Annotated in this window: 11 protein-coding genes; 3 read left to right on the top strand and 8 right to left on the bottom strand. The window is 45.3% G+C overall.

Annotated elements, in window-relative coordinates:
• Nucleotides 1-336 precede the first annotated feature (336 nt).
• The 6 genes from ACKU4E_RS14830 to ACKU4E_RS14805 all read right to left on the bottom strand — a co-directional run bounded on the left by ACKU4E_RS14830 (nt 337) and on the right by ACKU4E_RS14805 (nt 8,493).
• Entirely contained in the window at nt 337-1,566 is a 1,230-nt protein-coding gene (locus ACKU4E_RS14830; protein WP_320171861.1) for an SEL1-like repeat protein, read from the bottom strand.
• Nucleotides 1,517-2,392 (bottom strand): hypothetical protein, encoded by an 876-nt coding sequence (locus ACKU4E_RS14825; RefSeq protein ID WP_320171860.1) that lies wholly within the window; start codon nt 2,390-2,392, stop codon nt 1,517-1,519. Before ACKU4E_RS14825 ends, ACKU4E_RS14830 begins: the two co-directional genes overlap by 50 nt.
• A gap of 91 nt (nt 2,393-2,483) precedes the next feature.
• Nucleotides 2,484-5,027, bottom strand: a complete 2,544-nt coding sequence (locus ACKU4E_RS14820) for a hypothetical protein (RefSeq protein ID WP_320171859.1) — start codon at nt 5,025-5,027, stop codon at nt 2,484-2,486.
• A complete protein-coding gene (locus ACKU4E_RS14815; protein WP_320171858.1) occupies nt 5,017-6,156 on the bottom strand; it encodes a hypothetical protein in 1,140 nt (379 codons plus the stop codon). The genes ACKU4E_RS14820 and ACKU4E_RS14815 overlap by 11 nt, the downstream gene beginning before the upstream one ends.
• An 18-nt stretch (nt 6,157-6,174) precedes the next feature.
• Nucleotides 6,175-7,269, bottom strand: a complete 1,095-nt coding sequence (locus ACKU4E_RS14810) for a hypothetical protein (RefSeq protein ID WP_320171857.1) — start codon at nt 7,267-7,269, stop codon at nt 6,175-6,177.
• A 276-nt stretch (nt 7,270-7,545) separates the two neighbouring features.
• Nucleotides 7,546-8,493 carry an AraC family transcriptional regulator gene (locus ACKU4E_RS14805; protein ID WP_320171856.1) on the bottom strand — a complete coding sequence of 316 codons (948 nt, stop codon included), beginning with the start codon at nt 8,491-8,493 and terminating at the stop codon, nt 7,546-7,548.
• Nucleotides 8,494-8,596: 103 nt separating this feature from the next.
• Between ACKU4E_RS14805 and ACKU4E_RS14800 the strand changes: the two genes are divergently transcribed.
• Entirely contained in the window at nt 8,597-9,202 is a 606-nt protein-coding gene (locus tag ACKU4E_RS14800; RefSeq protein ID WP_320171855.1) for a LysE family translocator, read from the top strand.
• A gap of 37 nt (nt 9,203-9,239) precedes the next feature.
• The gene (locus ACKU4E_RS14795) at nt 9,240-9,665 is read left to right on the top strand and encodes a DUF488 family protein (protein WP_320171854.1); all 426 of its coding nucleotides are present in this window, start codon (nt 9,240-9,242) and stop codon (nt 9,663-9,665) included.
• Nucleotides 9,666-9,829: 164 nt separating this feature from the next.
• Here the strand turns inward: ACKU4E_RS14795 and ACKU4E_RS14790 are convergent, their stop codons facing one another.
• Entirely contained in the window at nt 9,830-10,291 is a 462-nt protein-coding gene (locus tag ACKU4E_RS14790; protein ID WP_320171853.1) for a hypothetical protein, read from the bottom strand.
• The gene (locus ACKU4E_RS14785; RefSeq protein ID WP_320171852.1) at nt 10,275-12,446 is read right to left on the bottom strand and encodes a SpoIIE family protein phosphatase; all 2,172 of its coding nucleotides are present in this window, start codon (nt 12,444-12,446) and stop codon (nt 10,275-10,277) included. Before ACKU4E_RS14785 ends, ACKU4E_RS14790 begins: the two co-directional genes overlap by 17 nt.
• A 502-nt stretch (nt 12,447-12,948) precedes the next feature.
• Here ACKU4E_RS14785 and ACKU4E_RS14780 point away from each other — a divergent pair.
• Complete coding sequence (locus ACKU4E_RS14780; protein WP_320171851.1) at nt 12,949-14,325, top strand: TolC family protein; 1,377 nt, start codon at nt 12,949-12,951, stop codon at nt 14,323-14,325.
• Nucleotides 14,326-14,336 lie beyond the last annotated feature (11 nt).

Below are 14,336 nucleotides of genomic sequence, written 5' to 3'. Positions count from 1 at the left end.
CAGGAATCACAGCCATAATATTCAAAAGCTTTCATCAAGAAACTTTCTACTTCTTCCGGTGAAGCTTGCGCCCCGGATTCAATAAGTCCGGATAAGCTGCTTCTCCTTGCTTCTGGAAGATTGGAGAAAAGACGCACTCGGGTAGCCGCGGAACTGCTCTTCAAAATTAAAGCCCAGTCAGCATCGGAAAAAGCCGGATAATCCCAGATCATCCCGTTCAACGAACTCTGCCGGACAAAAAGAAATAAATCCGGTCCATATTTTTTTATGAGTTTCTCGCACAGCTCGTTCATTTATCCTATCTTCCTGCTTATCCTATGGTTACAAATGAATCCGCTATCTTAACTGGCCGTTTTTACGGATCATCATTCCGGCCCACAGTCCCGCACGATATTCAGCTGTCCGTAATTCTTCTTCAGTCAGTCTGGACTTCATTCTTTTTATATCATCCTCAGCGTCAACATCATTGGCCGCATCCGCCATAAAATACCACTGATATGCTTCAATCAGGTTCTGCATATCGCCCGGCTGCTCATAAAGGCGTCCCAACCGGAGAAAGGAATAGTTATGTCCCAAAGCCGCAGCACTCTTGTATGCAATGCTTGCACTGCCGAGATTCTTTTCTCCAAGTTTTCCATTCTCGTACATATCTCCAAGGCTGTAATATGCAGCCGGGAAATTTTTCCTGGCTGCTAGTTTAAAAAGAAAGCCAGCCATGTCGTAATCTTTTTCAACGCCGATACCGCCGTAAAATTCAACCCCGAGATCGTATATATCGGAAGGCTTCATTTTAGCGGAAAGTTTTTTGAACCATTCTTTGGCCTTGGCGGGGCTTTTGCCGACTCCTTCCCCCTGAACGAGACGCATGGCGACTTCGTACTGTGCTCCCGGCAATCCTTTTTCCGCAGCCCGCAAATACCAATAAAAAGCTTCGGTGGTATTTCTGCCTTCCTGCATCCGGGCCATCTGATTCATGGCTCTGGCATCTCCAGCGGAAATGGCTTTCTGGAGCCAGTCCAATCCTTCACTCCTATCCTTGATGCCTATGCGGGGGTCCAGATACATGTATGACAACATGAACATTGCGTTGCCGTCATTTTCTGCGGCAGCTTTTTTAAACCAATGAATTGCCTTTTCGTAATCTTTCGCCACCGTTCCGCCCACCAGATAGGTCTCGCCAAGCAAAGACATGGCTTCTACATCGCCCATCTCCGCAGCAGAAGTGAACAGGCGCATAGCCTCAGAAATATCTCTTTTTACGAACTGTCCCTTTTCATAAAATGCACCCAGAATAATCATCAGGTCTGTACATTTCATTCCCTCAGCCTTTTGCAGACTTTCAATCATTTTCTGCTTATCTTCAGGGTAGCCGTGAATTCCATTGTAATAGTTTTTGACCTCTTGTTTCAGAGCGGCACAGTCTCCTGCGGCAAGCGAGGGGGATGTTGCGGCAACCAGCAACAGAAAACAACATATGGCCGAAACACATAATAAATATTTTTTCACAGCAACCTTCTTAATATGGTGAAACCAGTTTGCTTTCACGTTCTTTGATTTTCTGCTCAAGCTTACTCCTCATTTCTCGATGCAATTTTTGAAACTCGGGCCCGCTATAAGAATTCCGAAAATAGGGAGTACTACGTTTCGGCTTCTTGGGTTTTGGCTCGCTCCTGACCTTGGCATATTCAAGAATAGCTACGGCTTCACGGGTCAACCCTTTTAAGTATGCAGGATTGTCATGAAATTCATGAAACATTCTCAAAATACTCCTATCAATATCTCTACGTTCATCCGGAGTACTTAGCGGATATGCTTCATTAAGTGCACATATTGCTCCAGACCTTATTTCATCACTATTTCCAAGATTATGCGCAGTTATAGTTAAGACATATTCTTCGGTGCCGTAAAGATTCGGCAGAAACCATTCGGAAAGATCGTGGTAGAAATCAGTACCTTTTATGCCATTTTGACCGGCCTTATCAATCCAGTGCATAGCTGCAGGAAGAGCTTTCTCCCTGTCCGGTTCAAGAAGCAGAGTCCTAGTCGCCATGCGGATCTGGGCAATCGGGTCACCCCCCTTTGCTCTCTGCTTCAGCTTCCATGTGTCATAGACCCAGACAAGTCTGCCCTGCCCAGCCAGATAGGGGCTGAAAACCAGGAGCAAAACAAATATGCCCGCACAAAGGCAGCCTATCCGCATATTCCGTGGGCCGGCTTGTGCGGCCAGTCGGGCAAGGAAGTATAAATAACCGGCAAGGGCAAAAGAAAAGCACCCGACAAGAATTATCGGATGCTTTGCAATGATTGCCAGTGATGAGGAGTGCGGTACCGCGAATAGCTGGGGAATTATCACGACAGCTATCAGGCACAACAATAAAAATTTTAATCGCATTGATTTGCCCGGCTAGTTTGTCGGCTTCAACAACTCTTTTGAAACAAAAGCTGAAGCACCTACCGACACACCGCATACCTCCTGTAAATTACTACATATAATCGTGGTATGTTTTTCCATACATCTGTTTGAATCTTACTCCGTCCATGTAGTAATCCCAGTTCTTTTGTCTTAATTCGTCACGAGTCGGTTTTGTTCTTTTTATTTCGGACGACAATTTGCCTGCAACCTGGTTTAAAGTTACGGAGAGTTCTTCAGTATTGCGCCGGACTACGGAAATAAGGGAATCAAAACTTTTGCCCAGAAAACGTCTCATTTCTTTATCCCTGGACAAATCAAAAAAAGCCTTTGTTGAATGAAATTCCTTCTTTGATTCCAAGACAGCTCCCAACTGGCCTGCCAACAAAGTATTCCGGTCATCTTTTGCTTTTACCATATTATTGTATAGCTTGTAGACAACCCTCTCCATCTGGTCAGGATTAGAAGAGAATACCCCTTCAGCATCACCTATTTCATCACTGATCTCTTCATCAATAATATCCAAAGCTTTTTGATACGCCAACTCCAAGACCCTTTTGGGCGCAGTTTTAGCAAAAGTTATGCAAAACAGATTATACGAATCAACATCATTTTTGGGCTCAACAACTTTGGTAAAAACCTCCTGAGCAAGATGCTTCTCAAGTTCGGCAACACTAATACGATCGCCATACGTAGCAATGAACCAGGACAGGTTTTCAATGTTATCAGAAGCCAAACAGACCTGACGAAGAGATTTCAGCATTTCCGTTGCCATGGCGGGGTAAACCGGACTTAATCCATCAATAACTTGGGACATCATTTCAATATTTCCAGAGGAAATATATTTTTCCTTTAACCCGGCAGCCAACTTTTTCGACACTGCCGGATAATCATTGTTATATTCTTTGATGAACGCAATCTGCCGTGTTTCATCGGCATCTTGGATGCTGTCTTTGATCAATTCCCCGCATTTTTTCACATAACTTTTTGGAGGATTAAATTTTAAAAATTGGCTGACCTTGGCAATGGAGACAGATGAAAACATGCCGGACTTTGTATAGCGCTCAAAAACAATATCCCAGGCTTCTCCAGCCTTGGCATGCATATAAAATTCTTTTGCAAATGCTACTAGATGTTCAGAAGATCCGTCATTGGAAACCTTGTACAATCTCTCCACTATATCATTCCACTGCTTGGTATCCGGATTCAGGCCCAGAAAAAATCTGTATTCAGCTTCTGTATTTGCCGCAACTGCACCCTTATACAATAAATCCATAATTCTTTTGTAGTATGGATGATGTGCAGACATCTGCGTAACACACAGTTTCAACTTTGGAATATCGTTGCTTTCATAATACAGTCTTGCAAGCTCCGAAGAAGCTTCTGTACATAGTGTTGTCCCAGAAAAATTTTTCTTGAATCTTTCGAGAACAGGAATTCCCTTTTTCGTATTACAAAGTCCTATAACATATCTGGTCGCTTCATCATTGTTAGTTAAGTGATGGTGTGCTTTTAATTTTCTCTCTACTTGAGCAAGGTCGGAAGTCGCGAGTAAATCGGCAAGCTCAATTTCGACAATTCTGTTTTCAGCATCCTCGCTCAAACTACTGGAACTGTACCTGGATATAAATTTTTGATACCCGGACTTTCCACTGGCGGAATAATTTTCATATACAATTTTTTCAGCCGGCAACTTTAGTTCTGCAGGACATAGTCTTTGTCCTGCAATGAATTCAAATGCACCAAGGTCATTATATTTATTCCCGTAGAAAGAAATAAACTGGTATGGTTCAATGTTGTCAGGGCAACCAATGTCTGAAAAGTATCTGCTATAGTCCTTGGCTTCAGCGGAGGAAGATTTCGCAATCATGCTCAAATGTAAACGTTTGTTCCATTTGTTCTGATCGAATTGTCTGAATGCTTTGACAAGAGTGGCGTAATTGACCGATGGATTGATTTTCTCGACAAATTGATCACTGAACCGTCTATTGCGGGTTGCAGTAAATATAAGCACACCGGTCTCACCGCTTGGATCATTTCCGCAGATATCTAAAAGAAGATCCTCTGTCTTTTCGTGATAAAACGAGTTCGGGTAGGTCTGGTAGAACTCAAGCAATTGTTTCGTATTGCGTCCTGCAGCCAAATCATGCCACGAGGTCGCTCCATATTTCTTGAAAAAAAAACGTGCGTTACCTTGAGGTATAAATTTCTGCCTTCGCACATCACCCTGTATGCTGCCGCCCTTAAGTTCGCACTTGATTTTTGATACATTTGTCCTGTCAGCAGCAGTTACAGGGGAGATTTCCAAGGTGTAGCTGGCAGGAGGACACACATCATTACCTGCAACCACTTTTTCTTTGAGGACCAACTTGTTATCTTTGATCTTAACCTGAGAAAAAAGGGCAGCACACGGGTCATGGGGATACTCAACCTTACCGCCGAGGCAGTTGTTGTGATCGCCGATCTTAAACTTGAACACAACTTCCCATGGGCCGCCCGGATCTTTTATTACAGCATCAACCTGATACTCCCCCTGCGGGAAATATGCATGCGCAGGTGAGACATAGATCGCGGCAATAAGTAAGAAAAATAAAACCTTAAGAGCCTTAGAGGGCATCAATGTCTCCTAGCACTGTACTGTCGCCAACCCGCTTTGCTTCATCGTAGCTGAATGTCGCATAAGTCAAAACTTTTGCACGCAACTTGTCGGAAACAGAGTTAATTTTTTTACAATAATTATATATATTATCCATGTATGAAAACATTGCAGGCTCCCAAAAACCTCTTTGTTTTTGGCGGTTGATCAAAATCCTTCCAAGCATGCCTCCTTTACTTGTTGCATCTGTATAAACATCGTACACGTCAATTTTTTCGTAAGTAGCCTTTCCTTTCTCCACAAAAGAATCCAGTATTTTGCAAACTGTTTCTGTCTTAGTGAATCTTTGTTGATTGCTAAGGCCTTTACCAATTTCAAAGTACAATGTTTCTACCGCAAAATTAAATTTTTTAGGCATCTTTTGTTTACTGACGAACTTTTTGCTCAAGGACATTCTTTTTGGTGCGTATTGTTTATACCAGGCTCTAGCCGCCTCAACACTATTTCCATCATATTTACGGTACACATCGTGATAGCTATCGTAGTATTTCCAACTCTTGGGCAACCCCGAAGGAATCATCGGGATTACATATTTAGGAAAAAGCGCACTCAGTTTAATCTTGAACAACGCCTCAGCTTCTTTATCCAGAGCATCCAGCTTACCTAAAGCATTCTCAAAAGAGGCAAGGGCTTTTTTATATCCTTTTTTCTGTGGAAACATAGATGCAAAGTAATCTTGATACTCACTTCCTCCAAAATGTTCCTTATACAGCGCTCGCATAAAAGTTGATCTTGTAGGCATAAAGTAAGCGTTATAAGATCTGGTAAGAGGTTTTCGGACTTTCAGCTTTACATTTCCCAAAAGCCGGTAGCAGCGATCCCAGGTACATCTATTCAAACCCATTCTAAACTCGCCATTACCATACATCCACAGCATGGGGTCCCCTTCAAAAGTCCCTTTTATCATGCTGGCGTCATTATTGAGAGCTCGAGTCAACTCATTGAGTAAAGACATTAATAAATCATTTCTTTCTGCAGAGAGTTCTCTAATCTCATTAATTAGCGAGCCTGAATTTGAAGTTCGTCCTGCGTAGACGTTTATAGGAAGCAGACATATTACCAAAAAAAATACGAATATAATTTTCTTCATTATTTACACCTGTTTTTCTTAATATTTTTCGACGTATTTATGTCTGTTTACCTTTGGAAGAGGAAGCTCAGGTTGTAAATTTTCAGCTTTGGAAACCAATTTCGTCCATCTGGAATCAGTTTCTTTCGGAGCTTGCGTTTTCTTGGCTGCAGGTTTGGCCGGTTCCTTCTTCGGTGGTGCTGTCACCTTTTCTTCAGCGGTCTCCTTTTTCGTCTCTTTTTTGGCGGAAGGGCTGCTGGATGCATCGGTCATCACTCCGGAATTGGAGGCATAGAGTTTAGCATCATTCTTGCCCCCGGCATCTTTTTTCGGATCGACCATATTGGTTGCCTTTGTCCCTGTATCCTTACCTGTGGCGGCAGCAGCTTGTTTTGTCTGCTTCTCAGGGGCGGATTTTGTTCTGCTTGCAACCTGTACGGGTGAGCCCTCCTCCATTCCCGAAATATCAATAACTGTGTCTTCCTTTAAGGATATCCATTTGTCATAAATAATTTTATTTTCCCTGTAGACGGCAACGTGATATTTGCCGGGGCTCAATTGGATGCCGTCATGGTATTTGGGACCGATATTCAATATTTTAACAACAGCGCTTTCCGGAGTTTTCACTGTCACCCCGTATTTCACGGGTTCTTTGAGGCTGTCCGGCGTCAGTCTGCGGTCTTTATCCAAAGAAATCCAACCCTTAATTGCAGATTTGCCCTTAGGATAAATGGCCACATGATATTTACCTTCTTTCAACCATATCCCGTCATGATATTTGGGCTTAATATTTAAAATTTTAACAGCAGCACCGGTAGGTTTTTCCACTGTCAGCTGAAAATATGTTCTTTCTTTTTCAAGAAAATCCAGATCAACCCAGCCCTCATTAATCCGGACTCTGTTTTTGCCCAGTTCAAAGACGCTGACTTCTTGACCGATCAATATTGTATTGATCTGATTCGTAGCAGTTTCACTCGGATAGACTGGAGTATTTCCTGTAGTGTAATAAGTCACGGAGGTTTGCTCGGCAGGAGTTGTGACTTGATCAACAAAGTCATTGAATGCTTTTTTAGAATCAGCCAGACACCCGGTGCAGATAAGCAGCAGCCCAATCAAAATAATTTTTTTAAACATATAACAATCCCAGAGTTTCATATTAGAAAAACTCAAAAACAACTTTAGCATTTGATTTTGCTAACAAAAGAAAACAAACATGAAGATTTGTCATATAATAGATAAACATCATAGGTCAACGGTAAGAATTTAAAAAGACAGCCAACTTAAAACCGTAAAAAAGATGATGTGTTCGGATGGATTTATGCCCAAAAACCAGATGCTATCTTTGCGTGGAAGCAGCATCCCCAACTGGAATCCGAGGAGAGTTATCTCCTGTTGTAAACCAATAAACCGTCAATCTATTTCAGGACGGCTTAACTTTAATCTCCTAAACGCTCCCGGACTGATGCCAAACTGCTTTTTGAACCGGCGAGAAAAAGACGGCAACGACTTATAGCCACAACGTTCCGCTATCTCCTCTGTGCCCAACCCGGTGTCGGAAAGTAAAGTCCGGGCTCTCATCAATCTCCAATTCGTGAGATATTCAATGGGAGGAATACCAACAACTTTTGAAAACTTATCGGCAAAACCGGCCCTCGACATTCCGGCGAGAACTGCCAGTTCATCGACTCGCCAGCTTTTCTCCGGCTGGGTATGGATCACCTGCAGGGACTTGGAAAGGGCAGGGTCAGTCAATGCCGCTGTAAAGCAGTTACCCTCAACTTCATCCAGCCGCTCCAATCGTCGTGTTGCTTGAATGACAATGATTTCAATAAGGCGCTCAACGATTGCCGAGGTTCCTTGAGTATTCAACTTGGCTTCCAGGCTAAAGAGTTTCAGAGCTGCCGCAACCCAAGGTTCTTTTCCCAGATCTGAGACTCGTAAGACGATGATTGAAGGCAGATTTGTCAGCATTGGATGATCCAGGTCTTCATCAAACCTGCAGAACCCGCAGAGCAAAGCGGACTTCTCCGGACCCGAGCCGACATAAAGCGTACCATCTTTCAAGTTGCCATCGGCAATCACTTCCGAAAGCTCAGCACAGGGTTCCTCCGGTGTTGACGAAAGCACCTGGCTGGCCCCGTTGGGAACCAGCACTATATCGCCTTCCTGCATGAGCACGGATCGACCGGCTTCATCTGTAATCCAACACTCGCCGCTAAGAACCACATGAAACCTGATTCTCCTTTTTTCCCGCGGCACCCTGACGGCATAGTTCCCACTCATCCTTGTGCGAAAATAAAGCTCACTTTTAATTCGCAGGGTAGAAAATATTTCGGATATCAAATCGGTATTTTTCAATATACCAGCCCCCTTTAGACGATCGGATAAAAAATGCAGACGAATGAAAATTGTCTCACGCTGCCCGGTTTGTCAAATATACCGAAAAAAGATGGAGAGATTCATGACGCTCGAAACAGCATTATCTCTTATTGGATTTGCCTTTGTCATGTCCATTTCACCAGGTCCGGCAAACATCCTGTTATTAATATCCGGGGCCAACTTCGGATATAAAAAGACCTTGCCGATGGTCCTGGGCATCAGCGGAGGCTTTTTGACAATGGTATTCTTCATTGGAATAGGGTTCGGACAATTCATCGTCAACCACCCTTTCATCTACTCGGCACTACGAACAGTCTGTTTCAGCTATGTACTCTGGCTGGCATTTCAAATTGCCAGAAGCCGCTCCTTAGGCTCCGAAGACGGTGACGAAATGTCGAAACCTTTTTCCTTTACACAGGCTGCTCTCTTTCAGTTGGTTAACCCCAAGGCATGGGCTGTGGCGCTGATCCTGAATGTCAGCTACACGTCAGCTGAAAATTTCATACCAAGCCTTCTGCTTTTGCTGCTCATTTTTGCAGTAGTTAACATCCCGTCAATCAGTGTCTGGGCATTGTCCGGCGCAGCGTTTCGCCAGTCACTTTCCAAAGGAAATCGCATTACAATCTTCAACACAGGAATGGCTCTGCTGCTCGTCGGAGCTATGGGATCATTACTGCTGAAGTCATAATTATTTTACCGCACAGGACCCGAAGAAGGAATAAACGATGACAATGTATGTTGTAAGGCTTGGAACGACCAGAATAGACGATGAGGGGATTCGCATTGGAGCAGTAAGAAGACCTCCGCGAGGCGTCAAAAAGGAAGAATACGCATCGCAGAACTGGTATGACATATGGTTGCCTGAAATCGCACCGAGCCCGGAATTAATGAAGCTGGGAAAATCAGTAAAATCCGAAGCAGAATGGGCTAAGTTCAGTGGCAAATATAAAAAGGAACTTTCCAGCCCGGATAAGAATCGCATTCTTGATTTGCTGGCAGTCTTTTCTCACACAACGAATTTTTCAATTGGTTGTTACTGCGAAGATGAGAGCCGTTGTCACCGATCGACATTAAGAGACCTGCTAATCGATAAGGGTGCAAAAGTCAGGTTAGATATTCATATATATCAATACCATGAAGACAATGATTGATTCAATCCTGCAACAACTAGACTTAGTTTGTTCAAACCATCAAAATCATGCTCGCCTTGATTCTTTTATTTTCGGCAAACTAATTTTATTTTTTAAAACCCAAAAGGCTGCCCTCCATAACCGGAAGGCAGCCTCTTCATTTATACTTAAACAGTAAACAAAAGCTACATGCCCGACATACCCTTCACTTCTTCCAGAGATTTTTCCATCTTCTCAAGACCGCTGTCCATCATGGAAAAACCGTTGCTGTCGCCTTTCTTGACCAGGCCCATTCCTTTCATCATCTCCATCATGCCGTTGTTGGCTTTGCCCATAGAGCCTTTGACCATGGAATGGTGCTTGCCGCCCTCGGCTCCTTTTTCAATCATTTTCATTCCGTTATGCATGGGCATCATTTCCTTGTTCATGAGTCCCATACCTTCTTTCATGGTGGTAGGGTCGTGCATAAGCTCTGCACCATGCTTCATATGGGCAAGCCCTTTTTCCATCATGGCTATGCCGTCATGCATGGAACCCTTCATTTCGCCTTTGCCATGACCGGAATGGTCCATATCCATGGCCAATGCTGCGGTGGACATTATAAAAACAAAGGCCACAATAGTACTGATGTTAAATAACTTTTTCATGCTGCAACTCCTCTGGCGTGTTGTTGTTTTCTTTTTTTATGACCACGACGGTCAGATCGTCTTCCTGTTTGCTTCTTCCGGTAAAATCCTGCACAGCGGCGAAAATACCGGACACAATGGACTGTGCAGATGAATTCTTTTTCAGATCAATCACCTTCCACAGTCTTTCCTTGCCGAAAAGCTCCCCATCCTTGTCGGATGCTTCCCATATTCCGTCAGTACCCAGAACAAGAATCTGCCCGTCTTCCAACTCTGCGCAGCAGTTCTCCAGATACTCGCTGTCTTCGAAGGCACCGAGTACAATACCTTCACCTTCAAGACGGATAAAATCATTCCTGGCCGGGTCAAAAATCAGGGCCGGCTCATGCCCTGCCCGCACCCAGCGAAATTCGCTCTTAACAGGATCAAGCTCGACCATGAGCATAGTCATGAACTGCCCTGTCTTATAGGTGTCCTGTGCGACAAGCCTGTTGACATCGGTAACGATATCACCAAGTTGTCCTCCGCTTAAAGTCCGTGCCCGCAGGTATCCGCGCACCGATCCCATGAGCATTGCCGCCGGGACTCCGTGCCCGCTGACATCCCCGATGGCAAAACGGATATTCTCTCCATCCCGGTCCGGACGGATATAGTCGAAATAATCCCCGCCGAGTTCATCGCAATATCTGCTTTCGCCATGAATATCGTAGCCTTTTATATGCGGCGAAACTTGCGGCAGCAGGTTGGTCTGCACTTCCATTGCCACATCAAGGGCGCTTTTTATTTCAATGTGCTCCCTCAAGGCCGGAGCCATTGAGTTAAAATCCCGGGCAAGTTCGCCGACCTCGTCTTCTCCGCTCACTTCCACCCGTGCGGAAAAATCTCCCGAAGCTATACGTTTGACCCCGCGAGCAAGAATCAGGATATTTTCCGTAAATCTTCTTGAAAGCATGAACGCAAGCAGCGAAACCAGCACCACCACAAAAACCAGCACAAAAACGGTGTGGAGATACTGATCATTTATGACGCACTGCACATAGGACTTTGCCTTCTCGGCCGGGGCAACAACATCGGCATGCGGGAGTATCAGTACCAGCGAAACACCGCGCTCATCGGGAGAGGAAAATGCCCAGATACTGTCCCGCCCGTTATACGGCATGCTCAGGACTCCGGACTTCCCGTTCTCCAGAAATTTATGAAACTGCGAAAACTGATCGGCATCCGTGGAGGAAAGCAGCATCTGCGAAGTGGGAGGTTCCCAGGAATGCATCATGGTTTTGGGGCTTGGAGAGGTAACTTCCTTTGCCACCACTTCCACCCCGCCGATTCCATTGCCGTCTGTTCCACTACCTTCAGGTTCAAGGCGGACCAGCAGGGAAGCAATGTTGTGGGAAAAGGCATCAAGATGATTGTAACCGTGCAGAAGAGTCGCAAGGGGAACATCAATGGAGACGCTTCCGACCGCCGACTTATCAACGAAGACACTCAAGGAGGCTGTAAGAACGGTCTGACCGGTAAGGATATCTTTCCGGGGAAGAGACCAGGTGGAAACCGGGTTTTCATTTATAACCGGAACAGTCTCATGCATGTTCATTCTCATTGAGGTTGTTGCAGGGTAGACCAACTCTTCTCCGGAACGGAACACGGCCCTGATCCAGAGGGTCAGATCAGGATTTTTGAATGCAACGGCCTTCAACAACGGCAGCACAGCATCCGGGGAGCCGCTAGGAAGCAGTTTTTTTCCGCTGTCTGGAAAACCAGGGAAGTAACGGACCGAATCAAAATCCAATGCAGACATCCCCTGCATCATCATACCCTGGTCATGCCGCTGGTACTTCCGTTCAGGAGGATCAATGTCTCTCTGTCCTAAACCGCTACCAAGAAAAACCTCCGGAAGACGGAATCCGTTTCCGTCCTCAATCCATGCCGAAAGCTCGGCTGAAATCTGCTGCAGATTGAGTTCAACAATCCTGCGTTGCTTGGAAAGGACACGGGCATGGTCCTCAACGAGTCTTTTGAGTTCCACACTGCTCTTTGTAACCAACTCACTGCGCACCTCGCCTCCGATTTCTTCGGAAAGCGTGCGTAATGAGTCCAGCACCCCGGCCTGGACAAGAACAAGAGGAAGAATGGAGACAGTCAGCAGGAGCAGAAGCAGTTTAAAACGTATTTTCATTTATTGACCTTTTTGATGGGAGTTTGTCTGTGTTGCCCTTTCCGGCTTATTTCAGAATACACTTTTTCAAGCATTACTCCCAGAATTCACGACGACAATTTCACATTGTATTCCATCATAAAAAAAATCCTCCATATCAAAGAGTTAATGAATTTTATCTGTACCCTATCCAAAACACAGACGTTTTTTGTGAAAACTTTTGCACTAACCCCGAGTGGATATTGAGCTGTCATGAGTTTCATACTTTTTTAGTATGATTTTTCTGCAAGTTACGAAACAGCCTTGTGCAACACAAGTGCAGAATCAGTCTGCAACAAACTGGAATAATTGAACCTGCGCCTCCCAAAAATTGCACATGATGGTCTGGAAACAAAAACATGACCGGAAATGGATGAATTATACCCGTTCTTAAAGTATAATAACCAGCACCACTATTGATATGGAATAGTACTTGCTCAGCGCAAAACACACTAAAGTCCTATTCCGCTTACAGGAGAGATTCATGGCCCATGCATCCGGAATCAAATATACATTGATCATCATTTTCTGCGCTCTCATATTTACACAATCCGCGCCTGCGTCTGCTCAGTATGCGGAAACCAACAGCACGGCAGACATTGATGCCGCCCACGGCAAAATTGAAGAGCTGACCGGATATCTTGTGGAAGCAGCCCGTAACAATGACGACCTTTACTCCGCCTTTTACGGCTGGAAGGCGGCGTTGCAGCGTGAAGCCAGCGTATCCAGCCTTCCGGACCCCAGATTCAGCTTCGCATGGTTCATCCAGCCGGTGGAAACCCGGACCGGGCCGCAGGAATTCAAGTACGGACTGAGCCAGACTCTTCCATGGTTCGGAAAGCTGGGGCTTAAAGGCGAACAGGCCCTGCGTGATGCGGACATAAAAAAAGCACGTTTCGACAATCTGAAGCTGAAGATATTCACCGAAGTCAAAAAAACATATTACGACTATGCATACCTTGCACAGGCCATCCGCATCACCAGAGAAAATATTGCACTTATGAAGTATCTCGAAAGCGTTGCCCGGGCCCGCTACTCTACCGGTGCAGGCGCTTATGACGGTGTTATCAGGACTCAGGTGGAACTGGGCAAACTGGAAGAAAGGCTACACTCGCTGGAAGAACGCAAAGGACCGACCGTAGCCAGACTCCTCGCCGCAATGAACCGGCCTGACGGACAATCCCTGCCCCTGCCGAAAACTATCCCGGTTATGGAAATCAGCATGACCCCGGACGAATTGAAGACCGAATTCAAGACCGGGAATCCCAGACTGAAGGAACTGGGACATGCCGTGGAGCGGGAGAAAATCGCTGTGGAACTGGCGCATAAGGATTACTACCCGGACTTCTCATTCGGAGTCGAATACATCCAGACAGGGAAAGCAAGAAGCCCGAATGTGACCAACGCTGACAAAGACCCGATTGTCACCGCAATGTCCGTTAACCTGCCAATCTGGATGGATAAACAGGATGCACAGGTGAACGAAGCCGAGAACAAGGTCAAATCAGCCTCCCGTAAAAAGGCTGGGCTTGAGCGGAACCTCACAGCTGAACTCGACCTTGAAATTTACAAATATCAGGACGCCATCCGCAAAGTCAGCCTCTACAAGGACAGCCTTACTCCCAAGGCCGAACAATCCCTTGGAGTATCCATCGAAGCTTTCCAGTCCGGAACAGCTTCTTCAAGCGATCTTATAGACGCGGAAAGGACTCTCATCGAATTTCAGTTATCCTATTTTCAGGCTCTGGCGGAACAGGCCAAACGGGTAGCGGCAATAGAATATCTGGTGGGCAGGGAAATACCCTGCACAATACACGGGCAGATTCTCCCGGAATCTTCAATATCAATTCCAGCCCAATAACCCGGACACTA

Origin of the sequence: Maridesulfovibrio sp. (genome assembly GCF_963677005.1) — a bacterium.
Classification (GTDB): Bacteria; Desulfobacterota; Desulfovibrionia; order Desulfovibrionales; family Desulfovibrionaceae; genus Maridesulfovibrio.
This window is presented reverse-complemented; position numbering and strand designations above follow the sequence as displayed.